At 67.5% G+C, this 23,323-nt stretch carries 20 protein-coding genes; 12 read left to right on the top strand and 8 right to left on the bottom strand.

The features are described from left to right. Positions 1-34: 34 nt before the first annotated feature. Together E3O28_RS09180 and rpoB are read right to left on the bottom strand one after the other, a co-directional pair. Positions 35-3,946 carry a DNA-directed RNA polymerase subunit beta' gene (locus E3O28_RS09180; protein WP_134342105.1) on the bottom strand — a complete coding sequence of 1,304 codons (3,912 nt, stop codon included), beginning with the start codon at positions 3,944-3,946 and terminating at the stop codon, positions 35-37. A gap of 45 nt (positions 3,947-3,991) precedes the next feature. After that, positions 3,992-7,486, bottom strand: coding sequence for a DNA-directed RNA polymerase subunit beta (gene rpoB / locus E3O28_RS09175; RefSeq protein ID WP_104100993.1), 3,495 nt, complete (start codon positions 7,484-7,486; stop codon positions 3,992-3,994). 310 nt (positions 7,487-7,796) lie between these two features. Here rpoB and E3O28_RS09170 point away from each other — a divergent pair, with 310 nt between their 5' ends. From E3O28_RS09170 to E3O28_RS09155, 4 genes are all read left to right on the top strand, one after another. Next, the gene (locus E3O28_RS09170) at positions 7,797-8,666 is read left to right on the top strand and encodes a fused MFS/spermidine synthase (protein WP_134415666.1); all 870 of its coding nucleotides are present in this window, start codon (positions 7,797-7,799) and stop codon (positions 8,664-8,666) included. Positions 8,667-8,930: 264 nt separating this feature from the next. Then, a complete protein-coding gene (locus E3O28_RS09165; protein WP_241973070.1) occupies positions 8,931-9,494 on the top strand; it encodes a hypothetical protein in 564 nt (187 codons plus the stop codon). A gap of 163 nt (positions 9,495-9,657) precedes the next feature. Further along, a complete protein-coding gene (locus E3O28_RS09160) occupies positions 9,658-10,827 on the top strand; it encodes a PQQ-dependent sugar dehydrogenase (protein ID WP_241973069.1) in 1,170 nt (389 codons plus the stop codon). After that, positions 10,827-11,321 carry a SprT-like domain-containing protein gene (locus tag E3O28_RS09155; protein ID WP_134415665.1) on the top strand — a complete coding sequence of 165 codons (495 nt, stop codon included), beginning with the start codon at positions 10,827-10,829 and terminating at the stop codon, positions 11,319-11,321. Before E3O28_RS09160 ends, E3O28_RS09155 begins: the two co-directional genes overlap by 1 nt. A gap of 67 nt (positions 11,322-11,388) precedes the next feature. Here E3O28_RS09155 and E3O28_RS09150 read toward each other — a convergent pair whose 3' ends face one another. The 4 genes from E3O28_RS09150 to E3O28_RS09135 all read right to left on the bottom strand — a co-directional run bounded on the left by E3O28_RS09150 (position 11,389) and on the right by E3O28_RS09135 (position 14,181). Beyond that, entirely contained in the window at positions 11,389-11,691 is a 303-nt protein-coding gene (locus E3O28_RS09150; protein ID WP_104100997.1) for a DUF427 domain-containing protein, read from the bottom strand. Positions 11,692-11,770: 79 nt separating this feature from the next. Next, positions 11,771-12,325 carry a 2-phosphosulfolactate phosphatase gene (locus E3O28_RS09145; protein ID WP_104100998.1) on the bottom strand — a complete coding sequence of 185 codons (555 nt, stop codon included), beginning with the start codon at positions 12,323-12,325 and terminating at the stop codon, positions 11,771-11,773. 21 nt (positions 12,326-12,346) lie between these two features. Continuing rightward, entirely contained in the window at positions 12,347-13,612 is a 1,266-nt protein-coding gene (locus E3O28_RS09140; RefSeq protein ID WP_134415664.1) for a hypothetical protein, read from the bottom strand. Between the two features lie 140 nt (positions 13,613-13,752). Continuing rightward, the gene (locus E3O28_RS09135; protein ID WP_233191404.1) at positions 13,753-14,181 is read right to left on the bottom strand and encodes an EVE domain-containing protein; all 429 of its coding nucleotides are present in this window, start codon (positions 14,179-14,181) and stop codon (positions 13,753-13,755) included. A 43-nt stretch (positions 14,182-14,224) separates the two neighbouring features. Here E3O28_RS09135 and E3O28_RS09130 point away from each other — a divergent pair, with 43 nt between their 5' ends. The 4 genes from E3O28_RS09130 (at position 14,225) to E3O28_RS09115 (ending at position 18,045) form a co-directional block, all read left to right on the top strand. Beyond that, positions 14,225-14,737 (top strand): hypothetical protein, encoded by a 513-nt coding sequence (locus E3O28_RS09130; protein ID WP_104101001.1) that lies wholly within the window; start codon positions 14,225-14,227, stop codon positions 14,735-14,737. Next, positions 14,734-15,414, top strand: a complete 681-nt coding sequence (locus tag E3O28_RS09125) for a DUF1684 domain-containing protein (protein WP_198411561.1) — start codon at positions 14,734-14,736, stop codon at positions 15,412-15,414. The genes E3O28_RS09130 and E3O28_RS09125 overlap by 4 nt, the downstream gene beginning before the upstream one ends. 232 nt (positions 15,415-15,646) lie before the next feature. Further along, complete coding sequence (locus E3O28_RS09120) at positions 15,647-17,200, top strand: DEAD/DEAH box helicase (RefSeq protein ID WP_134415663.1); 1,554 nt, start codon at positions 15,647-15,649, stop codon at positions 17,198-17,200. A gap of 311 nt (positions 17,201-17,511) precedes the next feature. Further along, the gene (locus E3O28_RS09115) at positions 17,512-18,045 is read left to right on the top strand and encodes a GNAT family N-acetyltransferase (RefSeq protein WP_104101003.1); all 534 of its coding nucleotides are present in this window, start codon (positions 17,512-17,514) and stop codon (positions 18,043-18,045) included. A 42-nt stretch (positions 18,046-18,087) separates the two neighbouring features. Here E3O28_RS09115 and E3O28_RS09110 read toward each other — a convergent pair whose 3' ends face one another. Further along, positions 18,088-18,675 (bottom strand): NUDIX hydrolase family protein, encoded by a 588-nt coding sequence (locus E3O28_RS09110; RefSeq protein WP_104101004.1) that lies wholly within the window; start codon positions 18,673-18,675, stop codon positions 18,088-18,090. A 541-nt stretch (positions 18,676-19,216) separates the two neighbouring features. Between E3O28_RS09110 and E3O28_RS09105 the strand changes: the two genes are divergently transcribed. Together E3O28_RS09105 and E3O28_RS09100 are read left to right on the top strand one after the other, a co-directional pair. Beyond that, complete coding sequence (locus tag E3O28_RS09105) at positions 19,217-19,465, top strand: hypothetical protein (RefSeq protein WP_134373260.1); 249 nt, start codon at positions 19,217-19,219, stop codon at positions 19,463-19,465. A gap of 361 nt (positions 19,466-19,826) precedes the next feature. Continuing rightward, the gene (locus E3O28_RS09100; RefSeq protein WP_134342094.1) at positions 19,827-20,570 is read left to right on the top strand and encodes an alpha/beta hydrolase-fold protein; all 744 of its coding nucleotides are present in this window, start codon (positions 19,827-19,829) and stop codon (positions 20,568-20,570) included. Between the two features lie 171 nt (positions 20,571-20,741). On the opposite strand, the gene E3O28_RS09095 is transcribed toward E3O28_RS09100, so the two are convergent. Continuing rightward, complete coding sequence (locus tag E3O28_RS09095) at positions 20,742-21,179, bottom strand: DUF5997 family protein (RefSeq protein ID WP_174720118.1); 438 nt, start codon at positions 21,177-21,179, stop codon at positions 20,742-20,744. Positions 21,180-21,275: 96 nt separating this feature from the next. Between E3O28_RS09095 and E3O28_RS09090 the strand changes: the two genes are divergently transcribed. Together E3O28_RS09090 and E3O28_RS09085 are read left to right on the top strand one after the other, a co-directional pair. After that, positions 21,276-22,070 carry a LysR substrate-binding domain-containing protein gene (locus tag E3O28_RS09090; RefSeq protein ID WP_198411560.1) on the top strand — a complete coding sequence of 265 codons (795 nt, stop codon included), beginning with the start codon at positions 21,276-21,278 and terminating at the stop codon, positions 22,068-22,070. A 6-nt stretch (positions 22,071-22,076) separates the two neighbouring features. Further along, positions 22,077-23,318, top strand: coding sequence for a GAF domain-containing protein (locus tag E3O28_RS09085; RefSeq protein ID WP_134415662.1), 1,242 nt, complete (start codon positions 22,077-22,079; stop codon positions 23,316-23,318). Positions 23,319-23,323 lie beyond the last annotated feature (5 nt).

Below are 23,323 nucleotides of genomic sequence, written 5' to 3'. Positions count from 1 at the left end.
GCAGGAGGCCGTCCGTGGAACCTATCGCTAGTGACTAGTTGTAGGTGCCGGGGGTGAAGTCATCCGACGAAAAGCTGTCGAAGTCGACGAAGCTCAGGTCACCCTCGTTGAACGCTGCATCATCGGTGAAGATGCGGTTCGGGTAACGCTCAGCCTTGGCTTCATCCGTTGCCTCGACGGTGACGTCGCGGTAGCGGGGAAGACCGGTGCCGGCCGGGATCAACTTACCGATGATCACGTTCTCCTTGAGGCCCATCAGCGGGTCGCTCTTGCCTTCCATGGCCGCCTGGGTCAGAACCCGGGTGGTCTCCTGGAAGGAAGCGGCCGACAGCCAGGATTCGGTCGCCAACGAGGCCTTGGTGATACCCATGACTTCTTGACGAGCCGACGCCGTCTTCTTGCCCTCGGTGAGCGCGGTGCGGTTGAGGTCGTTGTACTTCAACCGGTCAACGAGCTCGCCGGGGAGCAGGCCGGTGTCGCCGTGCTCGACGACGGTAACTTTGCGCAGCATCTGGCGAACGATGACCTCGATGTGCTTGTCGTGAATCGGCACACCCTGCGACCGGTAGACATCCTGCACGCCACCGACGATGTGCTTCTGCACGGCGCGAACACCCTTGACGCGAAGAACTTCCTTCGGGTCGACGGCGCCGATGATGATCTGCGTGCCGAGCTCGACATGCTGGCCATCCTCGACGAGGAGAGTGGAGCGCTTGAGCACCGGGTAGGCAATCGGCTCATCGCCGTTGTCGGGGGTCAGGATGACCTTCCGGCTGCGGTCGGTGTCCTCGATGGTGATGCGACCGGCGGTGTCGACGATCGGCGACGCACCCTTGGGGGTACGCGCCTCAAACAGTTCCTGCACACGAGGCAGACCCTGGGTGATGTCGTCGGCGGATGCCGATCCACCGGTGTGGAAAGTGCGCATTGTGAGCTGGGTGCCCGGTTCACCGATGGACTGTGCGGCGATGATACCGACGGCCTCACCGATGTCGACGAGTAGCCCGGTGGCGAGCGAGCGGCCGTAGCAGACCGCACACACTCCGACGGCCGACTCACAGGTCAGCACCGAGCGCACCTTGATGGTCTCGACACCGGCCTCGACCAGCTTGTCGATGAGCACGTCACCCACGTCGTCGCCGGCGTCAGCCACGATCTCACCCTTGGCGTTGACCGCCGGGGTGGCCAAGCTGCGAGCGTAGACCGCGTTCTCCACGTTGGGGTGGCGGACGAGATCGCCCATCGGGTTGACCTCGGCGATCGGCAGTTCCAGGCCCTTGGTCGTGCCACAGTCGTCTTCGCGGATGATGACATCCTGCGAGACGTCCACGAGACGACGCGTGAGGTACCCGGAGTCGGCGGTACGCAGAGCCGTGTCGGCCAGACCCTTACGAGCACCGTGAGTAGCAATGAAGTACTCGGCGACGGACAGGCCTTCGCGGTAGCTCGAAATGATCGGGCGAGGAATGATCTCACCCTTCGGGTTGTTGACCAGGCCTCGCATACCAGCGATGTTCCGCACCTGCAGCCAGTTACCACGGGCACCAGAGGTAACCATGCGGTTGATGGTGTTGTCGGCCGGGAAGTTCTCCTGCATGGCCGCGGCAACGTCTTCGGTTGCCTTGGTCCAGATCTGGATGAGCTCCTGGCGACGCTCGAGGTCGGTCGTGAGACCCTTCTCGAACTGCGACTGCACCTTGGCGGCCTGCTTCTCGTAGCCGGCAACGATCTGCGGCTTGTTCGGCGGGGTCAGGATGTCGCTGAGCGCCACGGTCACACCGGACCGGGTGGCCCAGTAGAAACCGGCGTCCTTGACGCGGTCAAGCGTCGCGGCGACTTCCACCTTCGGGTACCGTTCGGCGAGGTCGTTGACGATCGCCGAGAGGGTGCCCTTGTCGGCGACCTTTTCGAAGTACGGGTAGTCAACCGGCATGGCCTCGTTGAAGATCGCGCGGCCGAGCGTGGTGGTCACCAACACGGTTCCGACGGCCTGGCCGTTGACGAGTTCGACGCCTTCGGGCTGCGTGCCCTCCTCGAAGTACTTGTCGGCCAAACGGATGCGCACCTTGGCGTTCAGGTCGAGGCCCTGGTTCGCGTCCTTCTTCTGGTCGAAAGCGAGAATCGCTTCCGCGATCGAGGAGAACGCCCGGCCCTCGCCGATGACGCCTTCCTTGAGCGTGGTCAGGTGGTGCAGACCGATGATCATGTCCTGGGTGGGCAGGGTCACCGGGCGACCGTCAGACGGCTTCAGGATGTTGTTCGAGGCGAGCATCAGGATGCGCGCTTCGGCCTGGGCTTCCATCGACAGCGGCAGATGAACTGCCATCTGGTCACCGTCGAAGTCGGCGTTGAACGCGGCACAGACGAGAGGGTGCAGCTGGATCGCCTTACCCTCCACGAGCTGAGGCTCGAACGCCTGGATGCCGAGGCGGTGGAGCGTCGGTGCCCGGTTCAGCAGCACGGGGCGCTCGCGGATGATCTCCTCGAGCACGTCCCAGACCTGCGGGCGTGAACGCTCGACCATGCGCTTGGCGGCCTTGATGTTCTGAGCGTGGCTCAGGTCGATCAGGCGCTTGATCACGAACGGCTTGAACAGCTCGAGTGCCATCTGCTTGGGCAAACCACACTGGTGCAGCTTGAGCTGCGGGCCGACGACGATGACCGAACGGCCGGAGTAGTCGACGCGCTTGCCGAGCAGGTTCTGACGGAAACGACCCTGCTTGCCCTTGAGCATGTCGCTCAGTGACTTGAGGGCGCGGTTACCGGTACCCGTGACGGGGCGGCCACGACGACCGTTGTCGAAGAGTGCGTCAACGGCCTCCTGCAGCATCCGCTTCTCGTTGTTCACAATGATCTCGGGGGCACCGAGGTCAAGCAGACGACGCAGGCGGTTGTTGCGGTTGATCACGCGACGGTAGAGGTCGTTGAGGTCGGAGGTCGCGAAGCGGCCACCGTCGAGCTGCACCATCGGGCGCAGTTCGGGCGGGATCACGGGGACGACGTCGAGCACCATCGCGGCCGGCGAGTTGCCGGTGATGATGAACGCGTTGACCACGCGGAGGCGCTTGATCGCACGGATCTTCTTCTGGCCCTTGCCCTCGGCGATCTGCAGGTGCAGGTTTTCGCTCTCGGTGACCAGGTCGAAGGCCAGCAGGCGCTTCTTGATGGCTTCGGCGCCCATGTAGGCCTCGAAGTACATGCCGAAACGGTCCTGCAGCTCGTGGAAGACGGAGTCTTCGGGCTTCAGGTCGCCGACCTTGAGGGTGCGGAAGTCTTCCCAAACGCGCTCGAGGTGAGCGATCTGCTCGTCGAGAGACTTGCGGACCTGGCTCATCTCCTTTTCGGCGGCGTCCTTGGTGCGCTTCTTCTGGTCGCTCTTGGCACCTTCGGCCTCCAGTGCTGCGAGGTCGGTTTCCAGGCGCTGCAGACGGTCAGCGATGCGGGAATCGCGCTGGCCCTCGATGGTCTTGATCTCGAGGCGGAGCTCGTTCTCAAGGCCGGGCATGTCCTGGTGGCGGCCGTCTTCGTCAACCGTGATGACCATGTACGCGGCGAAGTAGATGACCTTTTCGAGGTCCTTCGGAGCCATGTCCAGCAGGTAGCCGAGACGCGAGGGGACACCCTTGAAGTACCAGATGTGGGTGACCGGGGCGGCGAGCTCGATGTGGCCCATGCGCTCACGGCGCACCGACGACTTCGTGACCTCGACGCCGCAGCGCTCGCAGACGATGCCTTTGAAGCGCACTCGCTTGTACTTGCCGCATGAGCATTCCCAGTCCCTGGACGGGCCGAAGATCTGCTCGCCGAACAGGCCGTCTTTTTCCGGCTTGAGCGTGCGGTAGTTGATTGTTTCGGGCTTCTTGACCTCACCGTGAGACCAGCGACGGATGTCGTCGGCGGTCGCAAGGCCAATGCGAAGCTCGTCAAATGTGGTTACGTCGAGCAATTTCTCTCCTTGGAAAGTATTCGAAGTGTTCGTCATCGGCCGGGCCTAGATGTCGTCGATCGAAGACGACTCAAACCGGGTGGAAATGTTGATGCCGAGTTCTTCCGCAGCGCGGAACACCTCGTCATCCGTGTCGCGCAGGCTGACGGCGGTACCGTCGCTCGACAGCACCTCGACGTTCAGGCACAGCGACTGCATTTCCTTGATCAGAACCTTGAAGCTCTCGGGGATACCCGGCTCCTGAATGTTCTCGCCCTTGACGATGGCCTCGTAGACCTTCACCCGGCCGAGGATGTCATCGCTCTTGATGGTCAGGAGTTCCTGCAGGGCATAAGCGGCTCCGTATGCTTCGAGCGCCCACACCTCCATCTCACCGAAACGCTGTCCGCCGAACTGCGCCTTACCACCCAGCGGCTGCTGCGTGATCATGGAGTAGGGGCCGGTGGAACGGGCGTGGATCTTGTCATCGACAAGGTGGTGCAGCTTCAGGATGTACATGTAGCCCACGGAAACCGGGTTGGGGAACGGCTCGCCGGAGCGGCCGTCGAACAACTGGGTCTTACCGGTGCGGTCGATCAGGCGGTCGCCGTCACGAGTCGGGGTCGTCGAGTCGAGAAGACCCTCGATCTCGACCTCGAGCGCGCCGTCGAATACCGGGGTCGCGACCTTGGTGTTCGGAGCTGCGCTGTGCGCGGCCTCGGGCAGACGGCCGGCCCACTTGGGCTTGCCTTCCACCTGCCAGCCCTGCTTGGCGATCCAGCCCAAGTGGGTTTCCAGGACCTGACCGAAGTTCATGCGGCCCGGGATGCCCAGCGGGTTGAGGATGATGTCGACCGGGGTTCCGTCGGCGAGGAACGGCATGTCCTCGATCGGCAGGATGCGGGAGATGACACCCTTGTTGCCGTGACGGCCGGCGAGCTTGTCACCCTCGGTGATCTTGCGCTTCTGCGCGATGAAGACCGCGACGCGCTGGTTGACGCCCGAGCCGAGCTCGTCGTCGCCGTCCTGCGAGTCGAAGACTTTGACACCGATGATGGTGCCGCGCTCACCGTGGGGAACCTTGAGGCTCGTGTCGCGAACTTCGCGGCTCTTCTCGTTGAAGATGGCACGCAGCAGGCGCTCCTCGGCGGACAGCTCGGTCTCGCCCTTGGGCGTGACCTTGCCGACGAGGATATCGCCGGGGCGAACCTCGGCACCGATCCGGATGATGCCGCGTTCGTCGAGGTCGGCGAGCAGATCAGGCGACACGTTGGGCAAGTCGCGGGTGATCTCTTCCTTGCCCAGCTTGGTGTCGCGAGCGTCAACCTCGTATTCCTCGATGTGAATCGACGAGAGGGTGTCGTCCTTGACCAGGTTCTGGCTCAGGATGATCGCGTCCTCGAAGTTGTAGCCTTCCCATGGCATGAACGCGACGAGCAGGTTCTTGCCGAGAGCGAGTTCTCCGTTTTCGGTGGCGGGGCCATCGGCGATGACTTCGCCGACTTCGATCCGCTCGCCGGCCTGCACGATGACGCGGTGGTTGTAGCTCGTGCCCTGGTTGGAGCGCGCGAACTTGCGCAGGTAGTACTCCTGCGTGCCGCCCTCGTCGAGCTGAATGGTGACGACGTCGGCCGAAACCTCCATCACCACGCCGGCCTTGTCGGCGGTGAGCACGTCACCGGCGTCGATGGCCGCAAAAACCTCCATGCCGGTACCGACGAGCGGGCTCTCGCTCATCAGGAGCGGGACGGCCTGACGCTGCATGTTGGCGCCCATGAGGGCGCGGTTCGCATCGTCGTGCTCGAGGAACGGGATGAGCGAGGTGGCGACGGACACCATCTGGCGAGGCGAAACATCCATGTAGCCAATGTCTTCCGCGGGGAAGAGGTCGACCTCTCCACCCTTCTTGCGGGCGAGAACACGGGCGTCGGCGAAGTGCCAGTCCTTGGTGAGCGGGGCGTTCGCCTGGGCGACGATGAACTCGTCTTCTTCGCTGGCGGTGAGGTAGTCGATCTGGTCGTTCATGACCTTGCCATCGACGACGCGGCGGTACGGGGTCTCAATGAAACCGAAGGCGTTGATCCGCGCGAACGAGGCGAGCGAACCGATCAGGCCGATGTTCGGGCCTTCCGGGGTTTCGATGGGGCACATGCGGCCGTAGTGCGAGGGGTGAACGTCTCGCACCTCGACGCCGGCACGGTCACGGGACAGACCACCCGGACCCAGCGCGGACAGGCGACGCTTGTGCGTCAGTCCGGCGAGCGGGTTGTTCTGGTCCATGAACTGCGACAGCTGGCTGGTACCGAAGAACTCCTTGATCGCGGCGACGACGGGGCGCACGTTGATCAGGGTCTGCGGGGTGATCGCTTCGATGTCCTGCGTGGTCATGCGCTCGCGAACGACGCGCTCCATGCGGGACAGGCCGGTGCGCACCTGGTTCTGGATGAGCTCGCCGACGGCACGGATGCGACGGTTGCCGAAGTGGTCGATGTCGTCGATGTCGATGCGGATGTCGGTCTGCTTGCCGTCGCGGACGCCGGCGATCGTGGTCTGGTTGTCGTGCAGCGCAACCAGGTACTTGATCGTGGCCAGGATGTCCTTGAGTGTCAGCACGGAGTCGCTGAGCGGCGCTTCGAGTCCGAGCTTGCGGTTGATCTTGTAACGACCGACCTTGGCCAGGTCGTAGCGCTTGGAGTTGAAGAAGAAGTTGTCGAGGAGCGCACGCGCGGCCTCGGCGGCAACCTGCTCGCCCGGACGCAGCTTGCGGTAGATGTCCTTGAGGGCTTCTTCCTTGGTGAGGATGTTGTCCTTCTCCAGGGTGAGTTCGATCGACGCGAAGCCCTTGAACTCCTCGAGGATCTCTTCGCTCGTGAGGCCGAGGGCCTTGAGGAAGACGGTGACGGACTGCTTGCGCTTGCGGTCGATGCGAACGCCGACCTGGTCGCGCTTGTCGATCTCGAATTCGAGCCAGGCACCGCGGCTCGGGATGACGCGAGCGGAGTAGATGTCCTTGTCGGACGTCTTCTCCTGCTGGCGGTCGAAGTAGACGCCCGGGGAGCGGACCAGCTGTGAGACGACGACACGCTCGGTGCCGTTGATCACGAAGGTGCCCTTGGGGGTCATCAGCGGGAAGTCACCCATGAACACGGTCTGGGTCTTGATCTCACCGGTGAGGTGGTTCATGAACTCAGCGTTCACATAGAGAGGTGCGGAGTAGGTCTTACCCTTTTCCTTGCACTCGTCGATCGTGTACTTCTCCGGCTCGAGTTCCGGGTTGGTGAACGACAGCTGCATCGTTTCGCCGAGGTCCTCGATGGGTGAGATCTCTTCGAAGATCTCGTCGAGCCCGGTGCGAGTCGGCAGGTCCTGTCGACCGGCCGCCTGGCCTTCTGCGACACGCTGTTTCCAGTTGTCGTTACCGACGAGCCAATCGAAGCTCTCGGTCTGCAAAGCAAGCAGATCCGGAACAGTCAGGTTGTCGGTGATCTTCGCGAACGAAAGACGGCCAGCGGCGCGTCCGTTCTTGGGTGAGTTGGTGGTTGCGTTGCGCGCAGCAGCCAAGGAAATAACCTCCGTGGACCCCGTCAGGTCTAGTCACTGTTAGTAAGGAATACCGAGTACGAACTCCTCAGACCCTCGCGTTCTGAGATTCCGGTGTTCTGAAATCCTGGAACGAGGTATGCGTCAAGGTGGCTTGAGCACGCAAAGCCGACCGCAATATGAAGGCAGAGTTTAGTCTGGAAGCGCAAAGAACAACTATATGCCGGTTAGCTCACCATGTCCACTCAATTCTTGACGTGCCATAAATTCTCAGGTATAACCCGGTTTCGGGCCGCTCCGGTGCAGACTGCGGAGGGCGCAGACTTGAGGGATGAGCAGGCCTGTAGCGCAACATCCGTCGATCACCTTGAAATTGAGCGGCCACCACGCCGTCATCGAGCCCGACCGATTCACCCCGGGCAGCTTCAACCTGATCGTGGACGGCACGCCGCAGTCGAACGTGAACCTGGACGATCCGGGCGAGCTGTTCTTCGAATACGTGCAGCGGATCGGTCACGTGATCGACCTGATCGGCGAGGTGGGCGAGCCGATCACCGCCGTGCACCTCGGCGCCGGCGCGCTGACCCTCCCCCGATACGTGGAGGCGACCCGGCCGGGCTCCCGCCAGCAGGTCGTGGAGCTGGAGAGCGACCTGATCGATTTCGTTCGCGGCGAGCTGCCCTGGGACAAGCGGGCGCAGCTGCGCGTGCGGCACGGTGATGCCCGCGAGGTTCTGGCCAAGCTGCCGGCCGGGCTGCACGGCGCGGTGGACCTCGTCGTCGTCGACATCTTCTCCGGGGCCCGCACCCCGGCCCACGTGACCAGCCGCGAGTTCTACGAGTTGGCCGCTCCCCTTCTGTCGCCGCGCGGGGTGCTCGTCGTGAACGTCGCCGACGGGCCCGGTCTGCCGTTCGCCCGCTCACAGGCCGCGACGCTGTCAGCCGTCTTCGGACACGTGCTCGCCCTCGCGGAGACCCAGGTGCTCAAGGGGCGCCGGTTCGGCAATATCGTCTTCGTCGCCGCGCACACCCCCATCGACACGAGCTGGGTGTCGCGGCTGCTGGCGGGCGGGCCGCATCCGTCGAAAGTGGTCGAGGGTGCTGAGCTCACGCACTTCATGGCGACCACGATGGTGACGACGGATGTGACGGCCACCCCGTCCCCGCTGCCCGGCCGTACGGTGTTCCAACTCGGCAGCTGAGCCGCGGTTACGCCGGGGGTCACGGGTTGGGCGTCGCGCGCCGGGTGATGTGTGGCCAACTCAGGAGATCCGGGGCCAAGGTGCTGCGGGCATCCGTGTTCATGCGGCTTTGTGTGCTCACGCGCTGGGATCTCCTGAGTTAGCCACGTGTGCGGCTCGCGGCGGGGGGACGAGGGCGACGGATGCCGGTGGATCGGGCCGGATCGGGGACCGGCCCGGCCCGGCCCGGCTACGCTGGTCGGGACCACGTTTACTCCGCGGCATGTGCCGCCTTCGCCTCAGGACCACACCCTGCCCATCATCATTGGCTACGACGCCGTCACCCTGCGTGAGAAAGTCGACCTCTCTGCTGCTGAGCTGCGCCTCGAAGAACTCGGCGAGCTTCGCAGCCTGTCCGCCCTCAACGAGAAGGTCGTGCTATTGCGGCTGTCCGGCCGGATCGACGAGGCCTGGGACATGGCGAACACTGCGCTGCGCCAGTCCCGGTTCACCGGGTCGCGGGAAGAACTCGCGTTCAGTCGCATCCGTCGCGCCCAGGTACAGCAGTACCGAGGCAAGCTCGACGAGGCGGTGACCGAGCTGACCCATTGTGTGCTCGAGTCCGAGACGCACGAGTGGGGCGCCGTCGCGGCGTTCGCCCGGGAAAGCCGCGGCAAGGTTCACTTCGAACAGGGCGACCTCGACGCCGCCCTGGCAGACTTCACGGCCTCGGTGACGCTGCGGGAGCAGGCCGGCGCCACACCCGCCCTCCTCGAGAGTGCGCTCGTCGCCGTTGCGGTGGTCGAGTCATTCATTGCCGAGCGGCGACAGTCCCGCTTACAGCAGTAGCGCGTCGGCACCGCGGGGCGCCGGCCGGCGATTGACCGGCCGGCTGCATCCAGACATCGATTTGCAGGATTTACGCACGGAACGGGCCACTCACCACGAAGCAGAAATTCGGGGCATGCTGGACACAGCGCCGGCGAGCGTGCCGGTGCGAAGGAGGTGGAAGATGAGCGGGCGGATGCCACCACGCAGCGGCGCGGCCGGGGTGCTGGCCCTGGGCGCGCTCCTGCTGCTCAGCGCGTGCACGGCGACCGCGCCCGGGCCCGCGGCGGAAACCTCGACCCCCGCCCGGCCGGTTCCGTCCGACACCGTTGCACCCGGGCCGACCGGCACCGCCGGGCCATCGGTGCGGCCGGTCGACGCCCCGGTCGTGATCGCATCCGGGCTGGATGCCCCCTGGTCGATCCTGCGACTGCCGAACGACGGCACCCTGATCAGCGAACGCGACACGACCCTCATGCGCGAACTCCTGCCCGACGGTAGCCTGCGCGACGCCGGCCGGCTCGCCGAGGCGAGCCCGGGCGGTGAAGGCGGGCTGCTCGGCCTCGCCGCACTGGCCGACCCGGCCGCACCGGGCGGAACCGGGTGGGTCTACGCCTACTTCACGTCCGCCGACGACAACAAGATCGTACGGATGCCGCTGCTCGGCACGGTCGGAAGCCACACCCTCGGCGCATCCGAACCGGTGCAGGGCGGCATCCCGAAGGCCGGTAACCACAACGGCGGTCGGCTCGGTTTCGGCCCGGACGGCCTGCTCTACGCCACGGTCGGCGACGCCGGGAACCCCGAGAACGCCCAGGACCTGGGTTCCCTCGGCGGCAAGATCCTGCGGATGACGCCGACCGGCGCCGTGCCGGACGACAACCCGTTCGGCACGCTCGTCTACTCTTACGGCCACCGCAACCCGCAGGGGATCGCCTGGGACTCCAGCGGCCGACTCTGGGCCAGCGAGTTCGGACAGAACACCTGGGACGAGCTCAACCTCATCACCCCGGGCGGCAACTATGGCTGGCCGATCGTCGAGGGCCGGGGACAGAGCGCGGACTCCGGCTACCTCGACCCGGAGCAGCAGTGGCCCACCAGTGAGGCCAGCCCGAGCGGGCTCGCCATCGTGAACGACACCATCTTCATGGCAACCCTGCGCGGCGAGCGGCTGTGGCGCATCGATCCCTCCACAGGCGAGGTCGATGACTGGTTCGGGAACAGCTTCGGGCGGCTGCGCGATATAGTGTCTGGGCCCGATGGCACACTGTGGTTCGTGAGCAATAATACGGATGGCCGCGGCACCCCTTCCGCTGGCGACGACCGGCTTTACCAGGTGGCGGTCGCACCCTGATGGCCGACCTCGACCGGGTTCGGCACTGGGCGGAAGCGTTGATCACGCTGCACCTCGATCCCAGCTGGACCTTCGCCTTCGACAACGCGAAGAAGCGAGCGGGGCTTTGCAACTTCACCGTGCGGCGCATCACCGTGTCCCGCTACCTGGCGGCGCGCTACGAAGACGATGACGTGCACCAGATCCTGCTGCACGAGGTCGCGCACGCTCTGGCCGGACCGCGCGCCGGCCACGGGCCGAAGTGGAACGTGATCGCGCGGAACCTCGGCTATGACGGCAAGAGCACGCACGACGGGGACATCGCCGACGAGCTCGCGCCGTGGGTCGGCACCTGCCCGGCCGGCCACGCGCACTACCGTTACCGACAACCCACCCGGGCGTTCGCCTGCGGGTTGTGCGTGCGCGGATTCGACAAGCGGTTCCTGATCCGGTGGACACGGCGCGAGATCACGGCCGCCGCCCGGCGACAGGCTGCGGGGGCGGCGAAGCCCTAGCGCTGCCCTGTGGTCTCGACAGGCTCGACCACCGATTACCCGGGCCGTCCGTCCGGCCAGGAGCGGTCTACTCGGAGACCTGGACCTCTTTCCAGAAGGCGACGTAGTTGCTGTAGTCCTGGCCGACCCGGTCGAAGGAGGCCGAGGGCGGAGTCGGGTAACTGAAGGCGCGATCCTGCAGCAGAGTCTCACCGTCCTTGACGCTGAAGTACTGGCACGCGCCCTTCCAGGAGCAGGTGTACTGCGTGGGGCTCTCGACGAGGAACTCGGAGTTCACGCTCGCCGGTGGGAAGTACCAGTTGCCCTCGATCTTGAGAAGATCTGCCTGCGGTGCTTCGGCGATGACGGTGCCGTTGAGTACTGCCTTCATGGGAGTTGCTCCTTCAGTGAGATTCAAACGGTGAGGGTGAAACGAGGGGTTCGGCCCAGAGACCGCTTCAGGAACAACCTCAGCCCGGAAAGGCGAATTCCCGCAATCGGGAGATTCCCGGGGAGCGCGCCGGGGCATCCGTCGCCTGCACCTCGGCCGACCGCCCCTCGGCGACGAGCGCCTGGGCGGTTTCGGACGCGGTGACCAGGTGCCGCACGGCCCGCGCGAGACCCGCGAATCCCGCGGCGGCCGCGGCCGCCTCCGGCGAGCAGTGGTCGATGCCGCGGGCGGCGAGGGCGTCGATCACGGCGCCGGCGGCGAGGAAGTCCTCCACCGCGAACCGGGGGGTGCCGCCCTGGCGTTGCTCGCCCACGGCGATCACGGCCACGGAGAACCGGTCTCCCTTCTCCGCCTGGCGGGCGAGCACCCAATCAGCCACGCTCTCGCGATTGGCGAGGTTCGCGGCGATAACCTGGTGCTCGTGCAGGGCAGTCGGGAGAACGATCTCGGAGCCGGGCGACGGCAAAGCGTCGGCCAGGATGACCACGTCGGCCTCGGCGGCCAGAGCCTGGAACCCGGCCAGGCCGACATCGAAACGGACCTGGTACTTCTGTTGGGGCGCGTCTTTGTTCACTCCCCAAGGGTAGCGGCGGCGCTACCGGTCGTCGAAGCGGGCGAGCGCGTCGGCATCCGTGGCATGGGTCATCGAGCTGCGCGCGGTGTCCAGTGCGGACACCGGGTCGGCCTCCGAAGCCGCCAGGCTCAGCTTGCGTTCGGCCTCCGCGAGGCGGGTGCGCGCCACAGCGCCCACGCGGCCGGGATGCGCGGTGATGAAGTCGCGGGTCACGGTGATCTGGCTGCGCGCGGCCAACAGAGCGCCGGTCAGCGCGCCGCGGGCGTTGTCGAGCCGCAACTGGCGGTTGCGGGCCTCGGAACGGATCAGGTCGAGACCGTCCATTGCCGTGCGCAGTCGGGACTGGTCAGCGGCAGGGTCGCTCAAGCGCGACGGCTGCCGCAGCTCGCCGACCACCCGGTCGGCCTCCGAAATAACGCGGTTCAGTTCGCCGCGGGCCGTGGTCTCCTCGTGGGTGTCGCGCAGCGCGCGCACCTCGGCCAGCTCGGCGTCCGCCGCGTCGAGCGCTCGAGCCAGGGAGGCGAATCCGACGTGCAACTGGTCTTCGCCTTGTTCGATCGCGTCGAGCAGGGTGCCGGCGCGGTGCAGGGCCTGCTCGGCCGCGAGCAACTGGTCACCCACGGGGTCGGTGGCTTCGCGGGAGAGACGGGCGGCCGCGGTATCCGCTGCCCGGCGGGCGTCATCGACGGCCTCTTCGGCGCGGGCGACGTTGCCGCTGATCGGGGCCAGGGCGTGCGCGGCATACGTGCGGCTGAGCCGGGAGAGGCTGGCGGTGCCGGCCGCGACGCGGTCGGCGACCCGGTCGAGGCGACGACGCAACTTCTCAAGCAGCAGCGGGGCATCCCGTTCGACGCCGCGCCGGGAGTCGAAAGTGCGGGTCTGCGCGCTGAGGCGCTTGACGGCCTCGTCGGCGAGCACGATGATCTCCTCGGTCCAGCGGCGACGCTCACCCTCGGAGTCGGGCACGCTGTCGTCGAGCTTCTGCTGCAGCAGGAACGCGTCACGCACCTGCCGCCGGGAGGCGTCGAGCGCGGCGGCGAAGTCGCTGGTGGCGTTCTCCCCGAACTGGGCGACCGCGAAACCGAGCTCGTCGGTGGCGACCTCGATCAGGTCATCCGCACGCACGAGGGCGATTGCGGCGGCTCGGGTGCGCTCCGCGGCCAGAGCGAGGTCGACGCGCGCGCGCGCGCGGACCCGGCGCCGCATGATCATCACGATCACCACGACGACCGCTGCCGCCCCACCGAAAACGACGGCCGAGGGCACCCACCAGAACTCGCCAGTCATGCCTTCAGTGTACCGAAAGGATGCGCCTCACCCCGGCGCCGCACCCGGTGGCACGTCCTCGAAAATCGCCGATCCCACCCACAATCGCCGCGGAAACGGGTCGCCTCGGCAGCATCTACGAAGAACGGCTGGTACCAGCGCTACTCCCGGCGCATCTGCCGCCGGATCACCTCGAAGTCGTGCCGGGAGATCTCGAGCAGCCCCCGGCGCAGCTGGTAGCCCCAGTCGGGGTTGCTGCGGGTGAACTCGAGCACCGATAGGAGCGGGCGAATGGAGGCGGCCACGACATCCGTTTCGTAATCGATGTGACGTCGCCACGGGCGGTACGAGCTCGGGGCGGCGGACTCGCCTTGATGCACGATTCCGGGGGCGATGCGACCGATCGCGGTGAACTCGCGCAGCGTGTCGCCGTCGATGTTCGTCTTCGGGGAATAGTAGACCACCCCGTCGGACTCGCCCATCTGCTCGAGCGCCACCCGGGCCCCGTGGCTGGCCTGCACAAGCCCCACCGCGACGGCGCGCAGCACGTGTTCGCGTGAGGCAACGCCCAGCCAGTATCGAATTGCCACCCTCTTAGTTGTACTGCATGCCCCAGCACCACAGACTGGGATCATGCGTGTTCTTCTGAAAGAGATCCTCGACTGCTCCCCCGATGCCGCCTGGCGCGCCCTGCGGAGTCCTGCCGTGTTCCGCGAGGTAAGTTCGCCCGTGGTGAGCGTCGAATCGCTTGAGATGGATGGGTTCCCCACCATCTGGGAGCCGGGTGAGCATCCGGTCAGCTTGACTGCGCTCGGCCTGGTGCCGATGGGCGACCAAGTGATTCGCCTGACCATGGCGACCACCCGGAAGGATGGCGTGCGCATCCTGCGTGACACCGGCCGCGGGGTATCGGGGCCGCTCGCCTCGGTCACCCTCTGGGACCACCGGATGGCCGTGTCTCCCGACCCGGCCGGCACCGGCAAGACGCTTTTTCGAGACCAGCTGATCTTCCGCACCGGCGCGCTCACCCTGGCCAGCTGGCCCGTTTTCTGGGCGCTCTGGCAGTGGCGGCTGCACCAGCTCAAGCGCCTCGCGCCGAACTGGAGCCTCGACCTCGGCGTCGATGAGTCCGGCGCGAGCTCGTGAGCACCACCCTCGGCGCCCTGCAGGTGGCCGACTGGCGTCGGCGCGTGTTCGGGCTGTACGGCGGCGTGCGCCAGCTCAGCGCGCACGACCCGGCCGCCGGCCACGAACTGTGGCGGAGCGGCAGGGACGACCTGTTCGGCGGGCATTCGGCGTCGCCGTTGATGCCCGACGACCGGGCCGGCTTCACCGGGCTGCCGGTCGCCGCCTACGACCCCGACTGGCGGTTCGAGGCCGAAGTGCACCGCGCGGAACATCCGATGCGCATCTCGGTTGACACCGGCACCGACGGGAAGGTGCAGTTCGACCTCGTCGGCACCGTGCGTTTGCCCTACCTGGGACCAATCGACCTGTGGCGGCTCTCCAACTACGGCGGCGGGCTCTTTCTGCCTGTGCGCGACGGTCTGGCCGGCAAGCCCGGCGGAACCTACGGCGGCGGTCGCTACCTGCTCGACACGATCAAGGGCGCCGACCTGGGCGCCGGGGCCGACGACGACAGCGTCATCCTCGACTTCAACTTCGCCTACAACCCGTCCTGCGCGTACGACCCGATGTGGGCCTGTCCGCTGCCCCAGGCCGGCAATACCGTGGCCGCGGAGGTGCCCGTCGGCGAGCTGACCCCCGGTGCGGAGCGCCACCCCACGGCTCCCGTCGGGCGGGCGTTCGACCCTAGGGCTTGACAGCATCCGCTACGATGGAAGCTTGCGGGTGCGTAGTTGCGCCCGCTGCGTCGTAGAACGCCTCTTCTTATTGCGGCAGCCCACCAGGGCCGGCCCGATTTTTCGAATTAAACCTTCTTACGGCGAACGGATGTGCCCATCGGCACCTTCGCCATGTGAAACCTCTGAGGCTCCGAGTTGCCGCCCGTGCGGAACGGATGCCCGAGGAATCTGATGCCCGAAAGGCAGCATTTTGTCTGAAACTTCCTTTAGCGCGCTTGGCGTGCCGGCCCCTCTCGTTGCCATCCTGACCGAGCAGGGCATCGACAGCCCGTTCCCGATCCAGGTGGACACGCTGCCCGACACCCTCAACGGCCGCGACGTGCTCGGCCGCGGCAAGACCGGCTCCGGCAAGACCCTCGCGTTCGCACTGCCCATGGTGTCGCGCCTCGGCGGCAAGCTCGCCGGCGGCCGACGTCGTCCGGGCCGCCCGCTCGGCCTCATCCTCGCCCCGACCCGCGAGCTGGCCACGCAGATCACCAACGCGCTCACGCCGCTGGCCGAGGCGTACGGCCTCAACACAACCACGATCTTCGGTGGCGTCTCGCAGGGCCGCCAGGTCTCCGCACTCAAGGCCGGCGTCGACATCGTCGTGGCCTGCCCGGGTCGCCTCGAGGACCTCATGAAGCAGGGCTTCATCAGCCTGGACGCCGTCGAGATCACCGTACTCGACGAGGCCGACCACATGGCGGACCTGGGCTTCCTGCCCGTCGTCACGCGCATCATGGACAAGACGCCCAGCAGCGGCCAGCGCCTGCTGTTCTCGGCCACGCTCGACAACGGGGTGGACAAGATCGTGCGCCGTTTCCTGCACAACGAGGTCATGCACTCGGTCGACGAGGCCAACAGCCACGTCTCCGCAATGACGCACCACGTCTTCGAGATCGACGGCGTCGAATCGAAGAAGGCGCTCGTCGAGAAGCTCGCGAGCGGTTCCGGCCGCCGCATCCTCTTCATGCGCACCAAGCACCAGGCCAAGAAGCTCGCCAAGTCGCTCACCGATGCCGGGATCCCCTCCGTCGACCTGCACGGCAACCTTTCACAGGTGGCCCGTGACCGCAACCTCGCCGCGTTCAGCGCCGGCGACGTGAAGGTTCTCGTCGCCACGGATGTCGCCGCCCGCGGCGTGCACGTCGACGACATCGAACTCGTCATCCACGTCGACCCGCCGGCCGAGCACAAGGCGTACCTGCACCGCTCGGGCCGGACCGCCCGCGCCGGCAGCGCCGGCGACGTCGTGACTCTGGTTCTCCCCGAACAGCGCCGCGACACCGACGCGCTGCTGCGCAAGGCCGCCATCAAGGTGACCCCGCAGCGCGTGACCGCGTCCTCCCCCGCCGTGGACGCCCTAGTCGGCGACGTCGCAGCGTACGTCAAGCCGCTCCCCCGCGTGGAGCAGCCGCACGGCCAGTCCCAGGGCGGCCGCTCGCAGGGCGCCAACGCCCAGCGCAAGCGCGTCAACCGCGATGAGCGCGACTCCGGCTCCCGTGACTCCGGCGCCCGCGCCGGTGGAGCACGTGGCAACCGCGGACACCGCGGCAGCGACGCAGTGGCACCCACCGGCGGAGCGCGCCAGGAGCGCTCGGGCCGCCCCGCGGCATCCGGTCGCAGCCAGGGATCGGGCAACGCCCAGAGCCGTCCGGCCCAGGGTGGTCGCTCCGGCGGCCTCCAGGTCGGAGGCCTCGTGCGCGGCGCCGGCGCCACCGGCGGCGCTCGTCGCTCGGCCCCGCGCCGCGCGCAGGGCTAGTCGCTCGGCAGCATCTGCACGTTAGTTCCACTGTGAACGGGCCGGCCTCTCCCGAGGCCGGCCCGTTCTGCGTTGTGGCCAACTCAGGAGAAACATGCCCGTGACGGATGCTCGGCCCCGGAATCACGTGGCGCCGCACCATGGCGCCACCGGATCTCAGGAGTTAGCCACTTGTTATCCGACTCATCGGCGGGGTCTGGAGCCACCGTAGACCGGGAAGTCGCGGGTCGGACGGGAGCCGTCGGCGCAGTGACCACGGGCAGAACCCGGCAGCGTCAATCGGGTGCCTGCGGCTGAGCTAGTCTCGGGTCATGGCCACCACAGCAGTACTTCGTCCCGTCGCAGAAGCAGATGCCGACAGCCTCGGCCGCGTGCATGCCACCTGCTGGCACGAAACCTACGACCAGTTGCTCAGCGAGGCCGCCCTTGAGCAGCTGCAGCCCGCACGCCTGGCCGCCATGTGGCGCCGGTTCAGCGCCCAGGGACCGAACCACCGCCAGGTTGCGGCCCTCGTCGACGGCGAGATCGTCGGATTCGCCGGCAGCGGGCCGTCCCGCGACGCCGACAAACCGGCCCCGATGGAGCTCTACTTCATCTACCTGCTCGACGCCTACCACGGCACCGGCATCGGCCAGCAGCTCTTCGACGCCGTCGTCGACGAGGGCCCGTCCTACCTGTGGGTCGCCGAAAACAACCCCCGCGCGCACTCGTTCTACAAGCGCAACGGCTACGCCCCCGACGGCCACGAGCAGGATCAGGAAGTGCTCGGCGAACAGCTCCACGAAGTGCGCCTGGTGCGACCGCGCTCGCTCGCGCGTCGTCTGTCACTCGTAACGACCGAGTAGCTCGCAGCGGCGGCCCGCAGGATCGGGCCGCCATCAGGCGGCTTAGCGCAGCTCGCCGACCGAGGCGAGCGCCATGCGCAGCAGCGCCCCGCGCCCGCCCTCCATCTCGGCTGCCACCGCGTCGGAGGCAGCCTCCTTGGGGGTCATCCAGGTCAGTTCGAGGGCGTCCTGGCGCGGGTCGCAGGTGCCGGTGACGGGAACGACGTAGGCCATCGAAACGGCGTGCTGGCGGTCATCCGTGAACGCGGTGATGCCCGGCATCGGGAAGTATTCGGCCACCGTGAACGGCACCGGGCTCATCGGCAGCTGCGGGAAGGCCATCGGGCCGAGATCCTTCTCGAGATGCCGGAAGAGGGCGTCGCGCAGGGTCTCGCCGTAGAGCACGCGGCCGGACACGAGCATCCGGGTCATCTCGCCGGTCGACCGGGCGCGCAGGAGCACGCCGACCTCCACGACCTGGCCGAGGCCGTCGACTCGCACGGGCACCGCCTCGATGTAAAGGATCGGAAGTCGGCGCCGCACTTCGGCCAGCTCGACGTCGCTCAGCCAGCCCGGGTTGGTGTGGGGCGGCCCCGCGCCCTCGGGCCCAGGCGTCCAGTCCGGATCGGGGTCAGGTGTGCGCACGCTCATGAGGCTATTCTGTCTTACCCTGCGCCCGGATACGCCATGGGCACCCCGCCGCGGGTCGGACGGAACGGGCGCGGTCCGGCGCGCGTGCGGCGACGGTTTGCGCATGGTGAGGCAGAGAACTGCGGCGGCGCGCCACGACCGCGCGCTCGGCGCCTTCACCGGCTGGCCCTCGGCGATGCACTCGGGATGCCGACGCAGGACCTGTCCCGGGCTTAGATCGAGGCCGACTACGGCGCCAGTGAGGGGTTTCGGGACCCCGGACAGCACCAGCCGATCGCCGTCGGGATGCCCGCCGGGTCGATCACGGATGACACGGAGCAGGCCAGTCTGCTGGCCCGCTCCTGATCGATTGTCACGGCCAGGGCGACCCCGGCGTCTTCGCGAAGCAGCTTCTCGACTAAGTGAAACGGGCGCGGGCGCGCGGCTCCCTCGATCTGCTCGGACCCTCGACGACGACGCTTGAGCGCCTGCGATCCGGCGTGTCATCCCTCGAGTCCGGGCGCTTCGGCACGACCAACGGGGCGGCCATGCGCATCACCCAGTGGGGATCTCCTTCGGCCTCGCTCCCCTCGCCGCGTTCATCGACCGAGTGGCCCGGGCCGGCGCAGTCACCCACAACACCGGACTGGGGTTCGCCGGCCGTCTCTGGTGGGCGACGGGCCACCTCGCGGGCCTCACTCCGGCGGCGCGGCGCGAGGCGGCGGACCAGCTGATCGGGACATCCGTCGCCGGTCGAGCAGGTGGCAACGGATGCCCGGGCCGGCCAGGGCAGGCCAGGCGGGGCGAGTGAGGTGAGGCTGACTCAGGAGAAACGGGTGGCTGGCGCGGCCGCCCAGCGAAACGACGAGGTAACATGCGGAACTCTGCGGGGGCGCGCCCGCCGCTGCCGGAATCTCCTGAGTTGGCCACGGGGTGCCCGCGGTTGCCGCCGCCACGTGGGGAAGTGCCGGCCAGTGGTGCATGACCCCTGAAATTCGGCGGAGCGGTGGCACGGTTCCCGCAAATACGGGCATCTTTCCGGCTTCTCGCAGCGGATCGCCGGAGTTCTGCACGGGGTACGACGGATGCCGACCGATTTTGCCGCGTCCCCGGGAGTGGAAAGATTGACCCGTCGGCGTTTCCCGGTGTCGACCTCGAACAGGAGGACCACCATGGGCCCGAACGACACCAATCCCGGCGGCGACGCCTCCACCGGGAGCGACGACACCACCGAGAGCAGCACCACCGGCGCCGCCGCCGCGTGCGCCGAGCCCATCGACCCGGATGCCGTGCTGTGGAGCGCGTCTGGCGCCGACCGCGCCGGGCGACCGCTTCTGCTGATTCTGCACGGCTACGGTTCGCACGAGGGGGATCTCTTCTCGCTGGCGCCGCACCTGCCGCTGCATCCGGTGATCGCCGCGCTGCGCGCCCCGCTCCCGGCCGGTCCGGGCTGGGCCTGGTTCCCGATCGGGGCCGCTGGCGCCAAGGTCAACCCGGGCTCGCCGAGCGCTGACGCACTGGATGCTGCCGCTGCGGGGGTGCTCGAATGGCTGGACGGCCTTCCCGAGCAGCCTGCGTCCGTCGGACTACTCGGCTTCTCGCAGGGCGGGGCTATGGCGCTGCAGCTGCTGCGTCAGGCACCCGACCGGTTCGCGTTCGCGGTGCAGCTGTCCGGTTTCGTGGGGCGCAGCAAGCACACCGGTGACGAGCGCCTGCGTGAGCGGCGCCTGCCGGTCTTCTGGGGTCGCGGCACGGCCGACCCGGTCATCCCGCAGGATGCCGTCGACCGCACCCGGGCTTGGCTTCCCGAACACTCCACACTTACCGAGCGCATCTACGAGGGCATGGGCCATTCCATTTCGCAAGCCGAACTGGGCGAGATCGTCACGTTCCTGCGCGCGCAGTACGACGCCTAGGAGGCCCGACACCCGACACCCGACACAGCAGCGTCTCCCGCCCCGAACGAATTCGACGGAGATTTTGGCCCGAGTTGGCCAAAAAGGCCGGAATCGACGTCCTACAGGCAAAATCTCCGTCGAATTGGTGAGACGACGCGGAGGGAGCGACGTGCGCGCGGGACGGCGGCGCTAGCGGCCGCGACCGGCCTTCTCGTTCTGGGCTGCCTGGCGGGCGACGTGGGCGATCTTGCGGGCGCGCTCGGCGTCGCGGTCCTTGACCCGGATCTGCTCCTCGCGCACCTCATACTGGGTGGCACGCTCGGTCACGAGCCAGGCTGGCGGCTGCTGCAGCAGAGCCTGGATCTCGGCGGAGGTGAGCGGCTCCGTCACGGCGCCGCGCACGAGGCCGGAGATCGAGACGCCAAGCTTGGCGGCGACGACCTGCTTGGGATGCGGGCCGTTCGCCCGCAGTTCGACCAGCCAGGCAGGCGGTTTCGCTTCGAGCGCGGCCAGCTCGGTGCGCGACACGGGCGCACTCTGGAATTCTTCCGGGGCTGCTTCGAGCAGAATCCCGAGCTTCTGGGCCGCCGTGGCGGGCTTCATGGTCTGGGTCTTCTTCTCGCTCATCAGTCAAGCGTATAGCCTGAGAGCACCCGCATAGCCTGAGAGACAGCCGCTCCCCACGGATCTACGTTCGCAGTGCCATCACGAGAAAGGATGCCGGTGACCTTTTCCCTTGCCTTCGTCGCCGGTGTGACCCCCACCAAGTGGACCCGCACCTGGGCCGATCGACGCCCCGACCAGCCACTCGAGGTCTTCCGCACCGACCCGTCCGAACAGGACGCGGTGCTGCGTGACGGCCGCGCCCAGGTCAGCCTGGTGCGCCTGCCCGTCGATGAGACCGATCTCAGCCTGATCGCCCTCTACCGGGAGATCCCGGTGGTCGTCGCGGCCAAAGACCACTTCATCGCCGACGCCGACAGCGTGCTGGTGGCCGACCTGGCCGAAGAACACCTGCTGCAGGACCCCGACGACGTGCCCGAATGGCGCCTCGTGGCCACCGAGGTCAAGGACGGCACCCGACGCCCGCTCCCGGCCATGCGCGACCTCGACGACGCGATGGCGCAGGTCGCAGCTGGGGTCGGAATCCTGATCGTCCCCCATTCGATCGCCCGACTGTACGGCCGAAAGGATGTCGTCTCGCGCCCGGTCGAGGATGTCGCCGAAAGCCAGGTGTCCCTGGCCTGGCTCTCCCGTGAGACCACGGTAGACGTCGAGGAGTTCATCGGCATCGTGCGCGGCCGCACGAAAGACAGCTCGCGGGTCGACTCGCTGCCCGCCGGCACTGAAAAGGTCAAAAAAGAGAAGAAGACCGACAAGGCCAAAGCGGCGGCGAAGGCCGTACGGGTCGCGGCGGCGAAATCCAAGCCGGCCGTGGCGAAGAAGGCGACGAGCGCCCCGGGCCGCACCCGCAACACCCCCAGCCCCCGGGCGGGCAAGCGCCGCGGCGGCCGGTAGCCCTCCGTGCCGCAACTCCTGCGGTGGGTGCTGGTACCCCTGATGCGAGCCTGGTCGGCCGCCGTGACGCGCGACTACGACGACATCCCGCGGCCCCGGGACACTCCTCAAGCGCATTCCCCGGGAACCGACAGCGACCGCGTGCTCCTCTTCGGCAGCGGACCGGCCGTCGGCTGGGGTGTGCTCAGCCACAACGTGGCCCTGCCCGGATCTCTGGCGCGGGCGTTGTCGTCTCGCACCGGGCGGGGCACGGATGTCGACGTCATCCCGAACCCGCTGGTCACCATCCGCACATCGCAGGCCGAACTCGACGGGCTGGGACTCTGGCGCTATGACGCGGTCGTCGTGAGCCTCGGCACGACCGACGCCGTCACACTCCTGTCAGCCCTGGTCTGGCAGCGCGAGTTGTCCGCACTGCTCGACCGGATCCGGCACGAGTCCTCGCTCAGCACCAGGATCTTCGTGCTCGGCATGCAGCCGATCCGGTCTATCGCGGCCTTCGACTCCGGGCTGGGCTCCGTGGCCGAGAAGCACGCCCGCAGCCTGGACGAGGCCAGCGCGGCGATCTGCGCGGGGCAGGAGCGGCGCTGCTTTGTTCCCATGGCCGCAACCCTCGCCTCAACGCCGGGGCGGGTGCGCACGGCCGCGCAGTACGTGCAGTGGGCCAATCTCCTCGCCGACAAGATGGCGCCACCGCTCGATGCCGAGTACCTGGCTGCTGCCCGAGGAACTTCCCGAGGAACGGCCGAGGGCCGCGCGGAAGCGTGGGGTGCCAAGCCGCTCTCGCCTGGCCCCCGCCGGGCGGTCGCCAGGCTGGGCATCCTCGCCGCCGACACCGAGGTGCACTGCGACCACATCGTTGCCCTGGCCAGAAGCGCCTACGGCACCCGGTCGGCCGCCCTGACGCTCATCGACGGCGACCGACTCTGGGACCTGGTGAGCGTGGGCTGCACTCCACGCGTCTACTCGTTGGCCGGGTCGATCACGGCCCTCGCCGTGAGCGGGGCCGGAGCGTTCGTGATTTCTGACATGCTCCTGGACGACCGGTTCACCGCCCGCCCGCCCCGTCTGGGCCAGGAGCAGACCCGCTTCTACGCGGGTTTCCCCATCGAGGCCGACTCCGGCGAGCGGATCGGCGTTCTGTGCGTGTTCGACTCGGAACCCCGGGGCGCCGCCGAGGTCGACCCCGTGCTGCTGCGGGAGTTCGCCCTCCTGATCCAGGCCGACCTCGGCCGGCGTCAGGAGTAGGCGCC

The sequence above is a fragment of the Cryobacterium sp. TMT2-14 genome (genome assembly GCF_004402465.1).
GTDB lineage: Bacteria > Actinomycetota > Actinomycetes > Actinomycetales > Microbacteriaceae > Cryobacterium > Cryobacterium sandaracinum.
Note: the sequence above shows the minus strand (reverse complement) of the source record. Positions and strands in the feature narration are given on the sequence as shown.